This window comes from Cytobacillus solani, from assembly GCF_001420595.1.
GTDB lineage: Bacteria > Bacillota > Bacilli > Bacillales > Cytobacillaceae > Cytobacillus > Cytobacillus solani.
This window is the reverse complement of record NZ_LJIX01000006.1, coordinates 2,088,324-2,103,933: the sequence shown is the minus strand read 5'-3', so window position 1 is coordinate 2,103,933 and position 15,610 is coordinate 2,088,324. Positions and strand designations below refer to the sequence as shown.

Genomic DNA, 15,610 nt, shown 5'->3' with positions numbered 1-15,610 from the left:
GTAAAGAAGAGAAAAGGACATGATAAAAGCAGATTTATTTGTATGTGTCGGGTAACCTTGGATAAAGAAACAAACAAAAACTTCCAATTTTCATAGAATAGTAGGAAACAAGCAAGGAGGTGAACACGTTGGATTTACTATCTTATTTAAACCAAAATTACCTAATGCTCGTTCCCGCTCTATGGGTGCTCGGATTCGCTTTAAAACAAACACCAGCTATTCCTAATTGGATGATTATCTGGGTCATTCTGCTAGTCTCTATCCTCATCGGAAGTTTTGCGTTTGGATTTTCCTTCATAGGGCTCATTAATGGAATCATTGCTGCAGGTGTAGCCGTATTAGGTCATCAAATGCTTAAACAGACCTTCTTTGACAAAAATGGTAAGAAAAAAGAGTAAGTATCTGCCGAAAAATGTAAAAAGTACTAGCATCATGCTAGTACTTCCTTTAAGTCACATAGAATTACCTTTTTTATCCATAATTATTATAGTTTAAACTTTGATGCGGCGAACTGCATTTCTGCTGCGATCTTTGCAAGCGATGAAGATAAAGCAGAAACTTCCTCCATCGTTGCCAATTGCTCCTCCGTAGCAGCAGCTGCTTCCTCCATAGCAATAATGTTCTGTTCGGAAATATCTTTAACATTTGATATCACTTTCGTAATTTGAACAGAAAGGTCTGATAATTTCTCAAGAAGAATAGATACATTGGTTACTTTCCCTGTCGCTTCCTCCATAGTTTCAGCTATTTCCGAGAAAGCGCTCCTTGTTTTCCTCGAATCTTCAAGTACAACCAATACATGATTATTGCTTGCGTTCATTGCATGGACAGCCTGATTTGTCTCTAGTTGGATCATTTCAATCATATTCTGAATCTGCTCTGCAGAAATCCTTGATTCCTCTGCAAGTTTACGCACTTCATCAGCAACTACAGCAAAACCTTTTCCATGTACTCCTGCCCTAGCCGCTTCAATAGCCGCATTCAATGCTAATAGATTGGTCTGTTCCGCAATATTTGTAATCATTCCTATAATATTACGAATCTCTATTGAACGACTTTCAAGTAACTGGATGGCTTTAGCTGCACTTTCGACGGATTTATTCACTTCGTTTAATTGCTTAACTATATTTCCAACAGATTTCTCTCCATCGATTGTAAGAAGATTTGCTTTTTCTGTGACATCCTTCATTTCTATACTGCTTTTTGTTATTTCTTGTATACTTATATTCATCTGGTGGATAGAGTTTGTTGTTTCTTGAAAACCAGAAATTTGCCTTTCTATACTGGATGCATTTTGCTGAGTAATCTGAGCTACCTGCTATGAAGCATTTGCACTTTGTTCAGCACCTGCTGCTAATTCCTCACTCATTTACTTTTTTAAGTTGAACATTTGAAATGCCCGCAACAATTGCAAATAACAATAGCACGAATAAAAATCAAAAAATTAACTTTTTTCTTACAGTGATCTTCATTATTGTTCCTCATTTCATGCTGTTTTAGAAATATTTTATATATTTTACCATATTTCTAAAAGACTTTTGAGACAGATCCTCCAGAATGAAAATGAAAAAAGCCGCTCATCATCTAAATCATGATGAACGGTTTCAAAGGTAGACCACAGACCTTAAGGAGGAGATCTTCCATACTATATTATTTCAAATCAAACAAATTGCTTGGACAATTCCCTACAATCAACACTTTTTCTTAAGATACTTCACAAATTTAGGATCCTTTAGCCGGGACTTAAATTCAGCAGATTTGTTCTTATTTCCCTCATTCATGGCAATTAAAGCATCGGGTCACCACTTGTATACATTATCTTTTGATTGGGGAAGAATTTCCTTTGCTTCTTCAACCTTACAGAAAAAGCATCACTAATATTTACTTTCATCTGTCCTGCGTTAACATCGTTTGCAGATTATAAAAAATAAGAAATGGAGATACTAAGAAGAGAGTATATTCATAATCGGGAGGGCTTTAATTGACAGTATATGTGTACCAAACATTTCAATTGAAACAGGATAAATTCAACGAAGGGTTAGAAAATTTAACAGCAATAAAGAACTTTCGAAACGAAAAATTTGACCACAAGGTAGACATATTAACCCCTATTACTGGACAAGATCATACATATGCTCTTCTTTCCACCTATGAAGGATTAGCAGAAATGGAATTACAAAATAAAAAAATGTTCGATGACGAGGATTATTTAAAACTTATCAGTGAATTCTTCTTAGAAAATATTGTTCAAGGCAGTATGAATACGCAATTTTATCGTTCAATGCCTGATAAGAAAAAAGATGATAAAGATGACAAAAACAAGAAAAAAGAATAATCCAATTTAAATGACTCAAAGCTTGAAGAATTCTTCAAGCTTTATTGTTTTTTCCCTTTTTTACTAAAATGAAATAATCATAGTAAGAATGGGTTTAAATGAAAGGGTTGTTTATGTGAAAAAGTTTGGTATCATAAGGATTAATTAATTATTCTAGGCGCTGGCCATGGAGAAGCTGAAAAAGTAGATCCTGAAAAATATTGGCATATTATTTGGGGATTTGTCGATAGATATATTAAAAAGAAAATACTCCCTGTTATCGCTTAGACAGGGAGTATTTTTTATTTATTTTTGCTGTTGATTTAACCAGTTCATAAAATTATCAGCAACCATATCTAGAAATTTAACCGTAGGCTCATGTGTAAGATTGCCTGATTCGTCCATCTTTTCATGAATAACACCAACATACACTTCATTTCCTGGTAAAAGCGGTGAACCAACACCTGGGCAAAATAGAATATCACGCAAATGCTGCTGAGCCCTTACTGTACCTAGAGCTCCCATTGTCGCACCCATGATCCAAGATGGTTTCCCAATCATGACTTTTTCGACACGTGATAACCAATCTATTGCATTTTTTAATACACCTGGAATGGAATAATTATATTCTGGTGTCACCCATAGAACAGCATCTGCCTCTGCTACTTTCCTTTTAAATTCTGTAACAACGGCAGGGGGATTCGATTCAATATCTTGGTCATAATGAGGAAGATCTGCAATAGGTAGGATCTCCAACTCAAAAGAGTTTTTATATCTTTCCTTCACATACTTAGCAAGTTTCAAATTATATGATTCTTTTCGGATACTACCAACAATTGCAACAATTTTCATAGAATTAAACCTCCAGTTTATTAATATCATTTGATACATCAACCTCATGCAGTTGCTACACCAACAGTCTATAATTGATTTACATTATCACGAATTTTTATGAGAAGGGTATGTAGTTCAGAAATTTCCTCAATCGTCATCCCTCTTGTAATCACTTGAAGGATTTCCTTATTAATTGGAATAACTTCTGTTCCAAGTTTTCTTCCTTCTGCTGTTAAATATATTTCAACTGAGCGTCGGTCACTTGGACATACCACTCTGCGAAGATAACCTTTTTTTTCAAGAGTCGAAACCATCCTTGCTATACTAGCTTTATCCTTATTTAATTTTGACGAAATTTCATTTTGGGAAATTCCTTCTTGCTCCCATAAAAGCGCCATAACTAAATTTTGCTCGGAAGTTAACTTAAAAGAAGCTAGACGATTATTTACATAGTTTGTGATTTCTAAATCAATCGTATGAATAAAGACCCCAATATTATCCAATGGTATGTATTTCAATTGCATCATCCTTATTAGTTGATATATCAACTGTTTACATGTTAATTATAATCAAGTCATTTGTACCTGTCAAAATATTGATCTTTAATTATCTTTTATTTCCTTACATCCTTTTACAATAATGGTAGTACATTAATTAATGGTACCTCATATGGATGTACATCCTTGATTATTTTCTTCACAAGTTCTATATCCTTATTCGGGCATCTAAATTCCATTTTACATTCTGTACAAAAAGAAATTTTCCCTGTTTCTCCAATCAAATGGAGTTGATCCTTCTAATGGTCTCCAATAACCATTAACTATTGTATAGTAAATAACATTGTCATATTTCCCTTCTGTTAAAACACCAATTTCATTTAATTTATTCCTTAGCTGCACAATAGACTCTTCTGATAAATAAAACTTCAACTTTAACAAAATTAATGCCCATTTTATATCCCCTTTTCTCAAGATATAAAAATAATAGCATTAATAAATGATACGAACCCTACCTTTTGTATCATACTCCAATTTTCAACAAATATTTAACATTTTTACTTAGAAAGTGACAATATTGTCACTTCATTTTTTAATATGTAACCATAATCGAAGGATATTATTTTCTATTCCTTGTAAAATGTTAAAAAAGATGAGGAGGATTTCTAGAAAATGAGAGTATTAAAGATAACAATTGGATTTTTGGTTGTTGCAGTTATAATTGTTTTGTCTATGTCTCTTTTGGTTAAGAACGAACTTGCAGATATGTTAAACCCTTTTATCCCTCAAAAGGATGTTTTCGTAAAGATTGATCATACTGGAAAAAAAATAAATCAATCAACATACGAATATGCCTTAGAAGGAATTAATGAAGATGGCAAGAAAATAAAGATTACTTTCACTGCCAGTAAACAATTACGGGAAGGCGCATACTTAAAAGTTGATACCAAAAGAACTTATGTGAAATCTTGGGAAGAGGTGCAACTGAATGATATGCCCTCCGTTGTTCAAAATAAGCTCAAATAAGATTTATGGATTTTAAGGTTAAGTAGTGAAGTATTTCACTGCTTTTTTAAGTTCACTTAATAAGTTAACTGTAAAACATTATCTATCTTTTGTCTCGTTAAAAGTTAGAGTTTATAAACTTTCACTATATTCCCTCCTTGATTAATTGATTGCTTATTAAGTAGCTAATAGTCATCATCTTTTAGATCTGTCCTTCTAATTTTTTCGAAATCTGCACCTTTTCAATATTTTTCCTTGAAGTAAAATAGACAATCATAACTATTATTCAAGGGTGGGATTATTAAAATGGCTTTAGAAATGAGAAAAGAATGTGAGCGTTGTACGTCTCCAATTGAGAAAGATTCAATAGCTTTTATTTGTGTACATGAATGTACCTTTTGCTTGCCTTGTACAGAAGAAATGAAAAATATCTGTCCGAATTGTGGTGGTGAATTAGTAAGAAGACCAAAGAGACCGCAACAATCTTGCTCCTTATAGCAAACAGGGAATTATTCCCTGTTTTTTATTACTTAAATACTCTTTTGTTTCCATATCATGAATCTGCTTAATGAAATATAATAGGAGCGCAGGATTTCCCTGCACTCCTTATTTTTTATATTTAACAAATTTTATATCTGATTGTTTCGTATTACTTCGTTAAATTCATAACTTTGTTTAGAGACTCCGCCGATGAGGCAACCTGTGTTGTAGATTTGTCTACTTCTTCAATAACTTTTACTAAATTCTCCATTTGGCTTTCCATTCTATTCAAGTTCATTTCATTTCCTTCAATAGATAAACGGATTGTCTGGAAATTTTCATCCGTTAATTTGGATACATCTCCTCCTATACGAACTGCATCTTCGACTTTTATTAAAGTATTTGTCACTTTAGCTGTATAGGTTTGCGAAGTATCGATTAATGATTGGATATCTGCTATCGAGCTTTTTGTTTTTTCTGCCAATTTCTTAACTTCCTGTGCAACTACAGCGAATCCTTTCCCATATTCCCCTGCCCTTGCTGCTTCAATTCCAGAATTTAAGGCAAGTAAATTGGTCTGGTCTGCAATGATATGAACAAGACGGACTACTTCAGTAATTTTTTCAGATGAACGTGCTAAATGAGAAACCGTTTCTCTCATTAAGCGAATCTCCTTTTTAATTTGATTAACATTCTCCAATAATGTAAGAAGTGTATTTTGTCCTTCTTTCACTTGTCTTTGGATTGTCTTCGCTTGAGTGTAGCTGTTCTGCACTAATTCACTTACATCTTTACTATTAGTTATTAAAGAAGCTACAGAAGCATGCGTTTCTTCTGAAACAGCAACTAGAGTTTGACTGACATGAAAAATTTTTTGCTGTAAATCCTTCTGTCCATCTGTGAAAGTAGACTGTATTTTTTGTTCAGTTTCTTCATTGTATGCTTCTAATACAAGTTGTTGCTCTAAACTTAAGACCTTGGAAACAGCCGTCCAAATTTTCTGTAATTCTCCTAAGTCCTGCACTTCTTCCATTATATTTTGAAATAAGGCATTTTGCAGATTTTGAAATGCACCCATATACCATGCAGGCTTTAGCCCAATTCGATAGTGTATCTTTGCTACTCTGATACGCTTTTCGTAAAATGCAGAATCGACCCTGCCTTCAAATAAATCAATTAGATGAGTTCGAAGAGTTTGTCGTAAACGATCAACACTACTGTGCATTTCAATGATCGTCCGCAGCTCTTCTACTTGTAAAATTGTCTTATAAAACTCATCCACAACTTTGTCAACGTACTTTTCTACTAATGGCTGAATACTTGCAATGATTTCTAAATCTTTCTCCTCTAAATGAATCATAGAAAGCTTTTCTTTTACCATTGGGGTTGGAGAGATAAGGATATGGTTTTTCGATACTGACATTGATCCTAACCATTTATTACCACTATTTCGCTGTTTCCTTAGTCTGAACAATTTCTTCTCCTCCACATGTCGATTAATGTCGATTGACACTAATATTCTACTATGCAGATAGTGTAAATAGGAAGAAAAATGCTCATTTTTTCACAAAATTCCAATATACGGTAAATTTATAACAATTTAAACGCTTTGATATTTTGACTTTTATCCCCTTTCTTCTAATTGTTGTTCATTCATTTTAGAATCAGTAATAAATATAATATTTATGAATCTTATACGTTTATTAATTCTGAAATTGCCGCTTTTGTTGGCAAAGAGGAAATGGCTCCTCTTCCAGTTGTAGTTAAAGCACCGCTTCCATTCGCAAATGATAGGATTTCAGCATGATTTTCTTGGAGAATTACCTCCAAAGTTGATGGGCATGCTCTCATTTCTAGTAGCTTATATAAAACTCCACCAATAAACGCATCCCCTGCCCCCGTTGTATCAACTACTTCTACAGGGTATCCTATTGATTCATATTTGTATTCCCTTATGTATAGATCAGCACCTGCAGCTCCCTTTGTATATATCACTGCCTTTACATTCCCAATAAAGATTGATTGAATGGCTTCATCCATTTTGGATTTGTTTGTAATAAATTCTAGCTCTTCAACAGATATTTTCACTAAATGAGCATGGGGAATAAACTCAATGATCGCACTTCGGCATGCTTCAGGGTTATCCCATAAGGAGAGCCGGACATTGGGATCAAAACTGACTAAACCATTCGCATCAATGACTGCATTTATCGCTTTTTTATGAGCCTGCTTTATCGGACTTTCCACCAAGTCAACTGAACAGAAATGAAGAATGTCCCCCTGCTCAAACCATTTCGAATCAATTTCTTTTTCTTGTAAAAGCAAATCTGCTGAAGGATGACGATAAAAAGAAAAATCTCTTTCCCCATCTTCTTTCAATGATACGAAAGCTACCCCTGTTTTTGCTTCATTTGTCCTTCGTATTCTATCTATTTCCACACCTGAACTTTCTAGCTTCTCTATTAAAAAATCACCAAATGGATCCTCGCCTACTTTTGTAATCATCGAAGACTGTCCTCCGTATTTTGCCACAGCTGCAGCTACATTTGCTGGTGCTCCTCCTGGGGCTTTTTCAAAGGAAATCACATCTTTAAGAGGCAGCCCTTTTTGTAATGGAACAAAATCTATTAATACCTCACCAATTGCATAAAGTTTTCCCAATGTCATCATCTCTTTCTTTTATTAAGAAAACCCTCAGTAACTAGACTGAGGGGTGGAATGAATTTGTTGTTATTCTATCTAAATCAACAACATTTGTACAGATTTAATATATTTTATATCTGCTGAATCTACAAATAGGTCTAAAGACACCCATCCCCTTCAATTAAATATCTATAATTAGAGATCATTAATTACAATATAATACGCCTTAACAGGCCCATGAACGCCAACAACTAATTTCAGTTCAATATCCGCTGAATTGCTTGGTCCAGTAATAAAATTAATACAGGATGAAACCTGACCTGTAGTATGATAGATTTCTCTCATTTTCACAGCTGCTTGTGTAATCCGCGGAACGATTGAACTTTTTGGGATGAGAGCAATGTATGCCGAAGGTAAAAAGCTTACCGTTCTGCCTTTGTTTTTATCCGTAAATAAAACGACTGTTCCGGATTCTGCAAGTGTAATTTCACTAATGGTAATACCTATATTCGCTTTTTCGGCTATTTTAATGTTTTCCTCGTCCTTTGTGGGATTCCACTCATAGCTTTCCCATTCCTCTTTTAGAAAAGTATCTAATCCCCACTGGGAAAAACGTTTATCCTTCCAAGTAACAATGGGACCGCCGCCATATCCTGATACAACATCTTTTAAGACAGCAGGTAAATTTTTAAGAGCAGTAATGCAAAAACTTGTATGGATTTTCTTACATTGTTCCTTTAACACATCCAATAATTCGTCCTGTGTGGCATTTTTTAATACTTCTTTTTGAGGGCGATATTTCCACTGCGGTCTCACTATCGTAGAGGAGATTCGCTTTCGTCCAAGCCGATCAGCAATTTGATTCAAAAATTCATCGCGATTTTGTATCATATTCGAAATCATTAATAATCCTCCTTTGCACGATTTTTGAACCAATCCCTAAATCTTTCTTTATTTGGCGCAGGGAATTCACGAATTTCTGTCCATGCTTTTAATGGTCCTGGACCGCTTGAAATCTTGTCTCCTATGGTAAAAGGATTCATAGCCGCCGGTGCAATTTTGGAGCCAATTTTATATAAAGCTGGTGATGCAGCCCCTAAGCCAAATGCCTTCATTGCCAGCTTTTCAGATATTGGTGCTTTTCCTTCTCTTTCAACAATAACTTCACGATGTTTATGAAGGAGCTGATGCAAAGGGATTTTCACTGGACAGACCTCTGTACATGCCCCGCAAAGTGTTGATGCATAAGGGAGTTCTTTGTAATCGTCATAGCCTCCTAATAAAGGAGAGAGAACGGCACCAATAGGACCTGAATAAATCGAACCATAGGAATGGCCGCCTACATGGCGATAGACAGGACAGACATTTACACAAGCAGCACAGCGAATACACTGCAAGATGGATTGAAATTCTACGCCAAGAATATTGGATCTGCCATTATCTAAAATGACTAGATGAAAATCTTCAGGTCCATCGACTTCCATTTCTGCTTTTGGTCCTGTAAACAAGGTGATATAGCTTGTTAATTTTTGACCGACCGCACTCCTAGTTAAAAGAGAGACGAGAACTTCCATTTCTTCAAAGGTTGGAACAATTCGTTCCATCCCCATAACCGTAATTAGTGTTTTGGGCAAAGCAGTAACTAAATCTGCATTTCCCTCATTTGTTACTAAACAGATGGAACCTGTTTCAGCCACAGCAAAATTACAGCCTGTAATACCAATATCTGCAATTAAATATTCCTTTCTCAGCATTTTACGGGCATGCCATGCAAGTTCCTCAGGCTTAGCTGACTTTTTATAACCAAGTTTTTTTGTAAATACCTCTTGAACTTGTTCTTTATTTTTATGTAAAGCTGGTGCAATAATATGTGAAGGCGGATCATGATCATCAATTTGGAGGATGTATTCTCCAAGATCTGTTTCGACTACTTCACAGCCGGCATTTTCCAGGACTGAATTTAAATTTATCTCTTCTGTCACCATCGATTTTGATTTGACAACTTTCTTCGCTTTTTTCTTTTGGGCTACTTCTCGTATATAATCATTTGCTTCTTCCTTCGTTCGAGCAAAAAAGACGTGCCCTCCACATCTTGCTATATTTTCGCTTAATTGCTCTAAGTAATAGTCCAAGTGTGCTAACACATGCTGCCGTATTTCCTCTCCATGGGAACGCCATTCCTCCCAGTTGCCAAGTTCATCAGCCGCTTCCTGCCTTCTCTGTCCGATCCCATCCTGTGCACTCGCGACAGCACCACGCATAAATGAATCATGGATTCCTTTATCCACACGGTTCTTAAATTCTTCTGAACCTATTTTCATCGGCATACACGATTCCCCCAATATCATTTACTCATTTAAATGCACATTAACGGCTATTTAATACTTCAGCAATATGGAGAACCTTTATCGGTTTTCCTTTTCTATCAATTCTCCCGCCAATATTCATTAAGCATCCAGCATCAGCCCCAATTAAATAATCCGCTTGTGTTTCTTCAATATGTGTGACTTTTTCATCTACCATTTGCTCTGATATTTGAGCCATTTTAACCGAGAATGTTCCGCCAAAGCCGCAGCACTTTTCCTTTCCAGGCAATTCAGTCATTCTCAGACCCTCTACATTGTTTAATAGAATCATCGGTGCTTTTTTTACACCTAGTAATCTCGTCATATGGCACGACGTATGGTAAGTCGCACTCCCATCAAATCTAGCTCCAACATCCTCGACCTTTAATACATCCACTATGAATTGTGTTAGTTCATATGTTTTTTCAGCTAGTTCCCTTGCTCTATGTTCCCAAATAGGATCATCTTTAAAAATACGCGGGTATTCATGGAACATATATGCGCAAGATCCAGATGGTGAAACGACATAATCCGCATCTGCAAAGGTTTCAATCATTCGTTTCATTGCTTCTTTGGATTCTTTTATATAGCCGCTATTATAAGATGGCTGACCGCAGCAAACTTGAGATTCCGGAAAATCAATCTCACATCCTAATTTTTCAAGCAGCTCAACCGTCGCTTTTCCCACATTGCTCTGAAACAAATCAACAAGGCATGTTGCAAATAAACTTACCTTCATTTTTCATCCATCCCTTTAGTAGACTTACATTTTATATATTTTTGTTTCATTATATAGTATGTTTAATTAGTTTTGAATATATTTTTCTGAATATTCCATACTTTATACAAAGTAGACACTCCTATATCAGAGTATCAAGGATTTCTCAGTAATCAGTCATTGTCTCGTTAAAAACTTTGATGCAGTTGAATAGCAGCTTGCACTCTTAACAAAGGCTCAGTAAATGTAAATATTTCTAAGTGCTAGAAACCGAGGTCTATCATTCTGTTCGTTGATCCAATTACATAAAAACACACCTGTTTAAAAAAGGTGTGTTTAACATATATATTGAATTATTTATCGGTCCCTTCAAACTTTCTTATCTTTCTAATTCGGTGAAAGATAAGATCACTATCCCTTCAATTCCTACCGCAGGTATCTCAATTGCAGTTACATTGGTAATTGTCTTAGCAGTTACACTGCTAAGATCAAGGAATTTAACTAATTGAAATTCTAAAATAATCTCTTTATTATTACTAATTTCAACAGTCTTTCAAGCTGAACAGCATCTTATGAAACTGCAATTTGTTACGGCTTGTTCCAAATTCCCTATCTCTTGAATAAAACGATCACGTGATGATAAATCTAACCTTCAATTTGGTTGAAAATAAATAGGAACTGGATTCTTTTAAGGTGTAGGACAATCCTCAACCACTAATTCACCATTCCCTAGTTGTGTGGTAGAAGCAACGAATGTGTTGTTATTTCCAGTGATAACGACTGAAATAGTCTTATTATTCATTACACCGTTTAAATTGAGTGTATACATTGGGTTTGGTCCAAACAATAAAGGGTTATTAGTTGTACCTTGGCCTGTTATTTGAACGATATTACCAGGGCAATCGGTTTAAATTTACGATGGTAATATGATTCACTCATGCCTAGTTGGTTATAGACTTCATAATCGTAAGCTTCTTCTTCGCCTAAATATCTGATGAATAAAGCTTCCCGTTCCTTGGGTGATAATCTATTTACTGCCTTTCGAAACCATTCTACATATTCGATACGCTCACGTTCTTCATCTGCCCTTTGTATGGCTATATCCTCAGTTGTTGAATGAAATCCATTGGTGTTTGATGGTGGAACAAGGGAATATGTAGCCGTTATCTTAGGAAGTTTTTCTTCTGGAACAGTGAGTAAATATATGCGATAAGTTTCAATCGCTTCTTCAACGTTTTGCTGCGTAGCTTCTCTATCTATTTCAGGAAGCTTAAATGTTAATTGTTTTCCCACCAAATGGATCCCTCCCGTGTTAAAATAGAAGTGGGTATAGTCAGGAGAAATCCTGGCTTTTTTATTTTCTTACTCAACAGAACCTACCTTGTGTTTATTAATTTCTACGCAAACAAATTTTGGTATATTTTTTAATTACCGTTGAAAACTAATCCNTGTCAGGAAAAAAGAGAGCTTTTCGTCCTTATGTTGAACGTTTTCTTCCTCTCTCAGTTCCATCACTTTTTTAGTAAAAGTTTCTCCATACTCTTCCAACAAATATAAATATTCATAATCAGGGTCACCAATCTTCATGTCACCAAAATCGATGATTCCAGTTATTTCTTGCCTCTTTAGATCAAATAATAAATGGTCCATCGATAAATCAGCATGAAGGAGCTTAGGTGAATATCTGAAATGGTTTTTATCTTCTAGATATGTTTCGAATCGAAAAGCAATATATGTTTGCATATCTTGATTGATTTTAGTAAAGGCTTTTTCCTTCACCTCATTGAAAGTCTCTAAGTAATATTGATAGAAATTCGTTTCAGGTATATTTAAATTTTTCGCCTGTTCAACACAGAATGAACTGATCTGATCCATAAACCCGGCGATTTGATGAGCGATTTTGTTCTTTGTTTCTAATGGTAATGAGCAAAATAGCTGTTCATCCATAGGCTCTCCTGACAATAATCTGTAGCCGACAAAGGGATAACCATTATCTTGTTTCCCACAATAAATAAATTCCGGTATTTTTAGAGAAATATGTTTTTTTAGGCTTGGTAACGCCTTTATTTCTTTTTCTGTATCAATAGCTCCATCTTTTTCCTTTGGAAATCGAAATACTATCTCATGATTGATCAGATAGGCACGACTCATCCAGCCCTCACCAAGTTGCATTATATGATTAATTTTCAAGTTCTTAAAATTACTCATAATCATTTTTTTAACCCACTCAAACCCAGCATACTCGATACTGTTATCCATCTTAATTAGTCTCCTTTACTAGTATGGGGACTTCTACTTCAATAAAATCCAACCTTTGAAGAAAGACGCTTTCCTTATTTTAGAAGTCGAGTAGAATAGAGCCTTTCTACCTTACGGTAAATTGTACTCCATCCCCTCACAGAACCGTGCTTGCACTATTAATGCACACGGCTCCTCCTAGTCATCGTTCACAGAATGTAGCTAATCTCTTTTCTTAGATCATATATATTCACTTTAATTCTTGGAGAAGGTAGTGGATATTTATCAAGAAATAGTCTGAATTTATCCCATGTAAAGGATTTCCTTTGACTTCTTCTATTGAGCCATTTAAACAGTAAGTTCTCAATTTTGTCTTTGAAGTTGCTAACATTTTGAGTATTATCAGTTATGCAATAATAGTTGTAATAACCTATAAGCGAGCGTCTAAATCTGTCCATGATCATATGAATATCTTTATTTCTATTCTTCTTGAGCCATTCTTTAGACTCTTTTAGTTTACCTTGGACTTTCTTCCTGGCCCTTGCATTGTTTCTAGCCCTCTTTCTCAAACCATAAGTCGAGTACATAATGGAGATACACATTGGCTAATAACGGAGATATTACTCCACCTTGTTCGTGATCACCATATAAATCCTCAGCGATTGGTTCCAATATCATATTTTCTGCATCAATTGACTTCATTGCGACTGGAACAATTGTTCCGACACTGAAATGTGAGTTTTCGTAAAAGTAGTCAGGGTCTTCGCCTTTAATAACAATACGCCCTTGCTCTATCGCTTCTTTTCTAGAATCATAGCTGCCAAAATCCCAATAATCTTTATCAGTATTGAATGTCCACTTTTCACTCATAATTAACTCCCCCTATTGTTTCAATTTTTCTTCAATCATTCTATAAAAATCACAATCTTTAATCGCTAATTTAGGATTCCTTTTTCTCCATTCAGATTGAAGGAATTGTCTTGGTGTATGGCACCATAGTTTATGAGGGCAATCGCAATCACCATTCGCATTTTCTATTTCTTCCTCAGTCACTATGCAACTCCCCCTACCTTGTGTTTATTAATTTCTAATCAAACAAATTTTGGTATATTTTTTAATTACCGTTGAAAACTAATCCTTGTGGATATGAATATCCAACAAAAAGGAGAAAGCTAATAATGTCTTTCAATTTAAGGAGTGTTTTCATGGGAATTCTAAGCGGTAACCCTCAAAATGAACCTATGCATTATGGTGAAGTCTTTGGTGCTTGGAGCTACTTATCTGTAGCTAAAGGTCTTCATGCTGGCTACCAAATCTTTGCTAATCACACAGGTGATGATGACCTCAAAAAACTTATTGAAGAGGCAATTCAAGGTTTNGCTGGCTACCAAATCTTTGCTAATCACACAGGTGATGATGACCTCAAAAAACTTATTGAAGAGGCAATTCAAGGTTTGAAACAGGAAATTAGCCAAACCGAAGAGCTTCTGAAAGTAAAGGGAGTAGGACTCCCTCCTACACCCCCAGATCGTCCAACTGCTGATCTCGAAAGTATCCCTGTAGGAGCAAGATTTGCAGACCCTGAAATTAGTGCTTCAATTTCAAAAGATATTGCTGCTGGTCTTGTAGCATGTAGCCAAATAATTGGACAATACATTCGTGAAGATATCGCCTTAATGTTCGGTCAATTTCACACAGCAAAAGCTCTTCTAGGTGCAAAATTCTTAAAACTTAACAAGGAAAAAGGTTGGTTAATCCCACCGCCACTACACTTACAAACACCTGAAAATAAATAATTTTCTAAGAAAAAAGTCCATTTCCCAAATCCTCTTGGACTTTGTTTTTTTATACACATCTATCATTTAGTTCACTTTAAGCTCGCACTGCGTATAAATTGATTTTATGAAATATTTTTTCCTTTCAAAAAACGTTTTTTCTTTCTGATATAATGTAATGTATTAAATAGTGAAAGGAAGATTAGATGCTTAAAAGTGAAAATATTTATCTTAGACCTTTTATTCTCTCGGATGCTGACGAATTACTACTTTTGCGAAATAAAAATCGCTCATTTCTTGAGAAATATTCAATGACTCGTCCTACTACTTACTGGTCTTTAGAAGCACAGCAAGAATTAATAGTAAAATGGGAACAAAACAAACAAAAAGATATTGAATACTATTTTGGCATCTATAAAGTAAATGATCATAAACTCATTGGCACTATCAGCTTATTCCAAGTTATGCGTGGACCTCAACAAAGGGCTTTCATTGGATATGACTTAGATCAAGAACATAACGGCAACGGTTTTACCACAGAAGCAGCTAAGTTAATCGTCAATTATGCTTTTGAAACCCTTAACTTACATAGAATAGAAGCTGGAGTAATGCCACATAACATCGGATCAATAAGAGTTTTAGAAAAAGCTGGTTTTCATAAAGAAGGAATAGCAATAAAAAATGTTAAAATTAACGGCATTTGGGAAGATCATCAAGTGTTAGCTATTATAAATCCAAATGAATAGCGTTGTTAATTCCTA

General features: G+C 35.1%; 22 protein-coding genes and 1 pseudogene. 7 read left to right on the top strand and 16 right to left on the bottom strand.

From position 1 onward, the window contains the following. Positions 1 to 119: 119 nt before the first annotated feature. A complete protein-coding gene (locus AN957_RS12395; RefSeq protein WP_321172054.1) occupies positions 120 to 398 on the top strand; it encodes a phage holin family protein in 279 nt (92 codons plus the stop codon). 86 nt (positions 399 to 484) lie between these two features. Here the strand turns inward: AN957_RS12395 and AN957_RS12390 are convergent, their stop codons facing one another. Next, positions 485 to 1,189, bottom strand: a complete 705-nt coding sequence (locus AN957_RS12390; protein ID WP_056684400.1) for a methyl-accepting chemotaxis protein — start codon at positions 1,187 to 1,189, stop codon at positions 485 to 487. 792 nt (positions 1,190 to 1,981) lie between these two features. On the opposite strand from AN957_RS12390, the gene AN957_RS12385 reads away from it, so the two are divergent. Then, on the top strand, positions 1,982 to 2,335 hold the full coding sequence (locus AN957_RS12385) for a hypothetical protein (RefSeq protein ID WP_053475810.1): 354 nt from the start codon (positions 1,982 to 1,984) through the stop codon (positions 2,333 to 2,335). Positions 2,336 to 2,620: 285 nt separating this feature from the next. Here AN957_RS12385 and AN957_RS12380 read toward each other — a convergent pair whose 3' ends face one another. The 4 genes from AN957_RS12380 to AN957_RS28550 all read right to left on the bottom strand — a co-directional run bounded on the left by AN957_RS12380 (position 2,621) and on the right by AN957_RS28550 (position 4,086). Beyond that, positions 2,621 to 3,166, bottom strand: coding sequence for an NADPH-dependent FMN reductase (locus AN957_RS12380; RefSeq protein ID WP_056684397.1), 546 nt, complete (start codon positions 3,164 to 3,166; stop codon positions 2,621 to 2,623). 68 nt (positions 3,167 to 3,234) lie between these two features. Beyond that, positions 3,235 to 3,666: a MarR family winged helix-turn-helix transcriptional regulator gene (locus tag AN957_RS12375; protein ID WP_245637784.1), complete on the bottom strand. Its 432-nt coding sequence runs from the start codon at positions 3,664 to 3,666 to the stop codon at positions 3,235 to 3,237. A 113-nt stretch (positions 3,667 to 3,779) separates the two neighbouring features. Continuing rightward, positions 3,780 to 3,884: a hypothetical protein gene (locus tag AN957_RS28995; protein WP_342668479.1), complete on the bottom strand. Its 105-nt coding sequence runs from the start codon at positions 3,882 to 3,884 to the stop codon at positions 3,780 to 3,782. Position 3,885: 1 nt separating this feature from the next. Further along, complete coding sequence (locus tag AN957_RS28550) at positions 3,886 to 4,086, bottom strand: hypothetical protein (RefSeq protein WP_245637783.1); 201 nt, start codon at positions 4,084 to 4,086, stop codon at positions 3,886 to 3,888. Between the two features lie 231 nt (positions 4,087 to 4,317). Between AN957_RS28550 and AN957_RS12365 the strand changes: the two genes are divergently transcribed. Beyond that, on the top strand, positions 4,318 to 4,671 hold the full coding sequence (locus tag AN957_RS12365) for a YxeA family protein (RefSeq protein WP_053475807.1): 354 nt from the start codon (positions 4,318 to 4,320) through the stop codon (positions 4,669 to 4,671). 285 nt (positions 4,672 to 4,956) lie between these two features. After that, entirely contained in the window at positions 4,957 to 5,148 is a 192-nt protein-coding gene (locus AN957_RS26860; protein ID WP_075209138.1) for a DUF1272 domain-containing protein, read from the top strand. A 151-nt stretch (positions 5,149 to 5,299) separates the two neighbouring features. Here AN957_RS26860 and AN957_RS28835 read toward each other — a convergent pair whose 3' ends face one another. The 11 genes from AN957_RS28835 to AN957_RS27705 form a co-directional block, all read right to left on the bottom strand. Continuing rightward, the gene (locus AN957_RS28835; RefSeq protein ID WP_053475806.1) at positions 5,300 to 6,604 is read right to left on the bottom strand and encodes a globin-coupled sensor protein; all 1,305 of its coding nucleotides are present in this window, start codon (positions 6,602 to 6,604) and stop codon (positions 5,300 to 5,302) included. Positions 6,605 to 6,822: 218 nt separating this feature from the next. Then, entirely contained in the window at positions 6,823 to 7,791 is a 969-nt protein-coding gene (locus AN957_RS12355) for a carbohydrate kinase family protein (RefSeq protein ID WP_053475805.1), read from the bottom strand. 177 nt (positions 7,792 to 7,968) lie between these two features. Further along, positions 7,969 to 8,673: a LutC/YkgG family protein gene (locus AN957_RS12350; protein ID WP_053477511.1), complete on the bottom strand. Its 705-nt coding sequence runs from the start codon at positions 8,671 to 8,673 to the stop codon at positions 7,969 to 7,971. Positions 8,674 to 8,675: 2 nt separating this feature from the next. Further along, entirely contained in the window at positions 8,676 to 10,100 is a 1,425-nt protein-coding gene (locus tag AN957_RS12345; RefSeq protein ID WP_056684391.1) for a LutB/LldF family L-lactate oxidation iron-sulfur protein, read from the bottom strand. A gap of 40 nt (positions 10,101 to 10,140) precedes the next feature. Then, a complete protein-coding gene (locus AN957_RS12340) occupies positions 10,141 to 10,857 on the bottom strand; it encodes a (Fe-S)-binding protein (RefSeq protein WP_053475803.1) in 717 nt (238 codons plus the stop codon). Positions 10,858 to 11,524: 667 nt separating this feature from the next. Continuing rightward, positions 11,525 to 11,665, bottom strand: a complete 141-nt coding sequence (locus AN957_RS27710) for a hypothetical protein (RefSeq protein ID WP_156319107.1) — start codon at positions 11,663 to 11,665, stop codon at positions 11,525 to 11,527. Positions 11,666 to 11,712: 47 nt separating this feature from the next. Beyond that, positions 11,713 to 12,129, bottom strand: coding sequence for an ArpU family phage packaging/lysis transcriptional regulator (locus AN957_RS12335; RefSeq protein WP_056684387.1), 417 nt, complete (start codon positions 12,127 to 12,129; stop codon positions 11,713 to 11,715). 156 nt (positions 12,130 to 12,285) lie between these two features. Then, a partial coding sequence (locus AN957_RS12330; protein ID WP_156341178.1) for a phosphotransferase family protein occupies positions 12,286 to 13,095 on the bottom strand: 810 nt, incomplete at its 3' end. 188 nt (positions 13,096 to 13,283) lie between these two features. Then, a complete protein-coding gene (locus tag AN957_RS28535; protein WP_231690019.1) occupies positions 13,284 to 13,532 on the bottom strand; it encodes a group II intron maturase-specific domain-containing protein in 249 nt (82 codons plus the stop codon). 94 nt (positions 13,533 to 13,626) lie between these two features. Continuing rightward, positions 13,627 to 13,944: a hypothetical protein gene (locus AN957_RS28530; protein WP_053474570.1), complete on the bottom strand. Its 318-nt coding sequence runs from the start codon at positions 13,942 to 13,944 to the stop codon at positions 13,627 to 13,629. Positions 13,945 to 13,956: 12 nt separating this feature from the next. Further along, positions 13,957 to 14,127 carry a hypothetical protein gene (locus AN957_RS27705; protein WP_156319079.1) on the bottom strand — a complete coding sequence of 57 codons (171 nt, stop codon included), beginning with the start codon at positions 14,125 to 14,127 and terminating at the stop codon, positions 13,957 to 13,959. 152 nt (positions 14,128 to 14,279) lie between these two features. Here AN957_RS27705 and AN957_RS28525 point away from each other — a divergent pair. The 3 genes and pseudogenes from AN957_RS28525 to AN957_RS12310 form a co-directional block, all read left to right on the top strand. After that, positions 14,280 to 14,452: pseudogene (locus AN957_RS28525) on the top strand (DUF3231 family protein); the annotation flags it as partial. 1 nt (position 14,453) lies between these two features. Beyond that, on the top strand, positions 14,454 to 14,870 hold a 417-nt coding region (locus AN957_RS12315), incomplete at its 5' end, for a DUF3231 family protein (RefSeq protein ID WP_245637782.1). Between the two features lie 185 nt (positions 14,871 to 15,055). Beyond that, positions 15,056 to 15,595, top strand: a complete 540-nt coding sequence (locus AN957_RS12310; protein WP_053475801.1) for a GNAT family N-acetyltransferase — start codon at positions 15,056 to 15,058, stop codon at positions 15,593 to 15,595. Positions 15,596 to 15,610 lie beyond the last annotated feature (15 nt).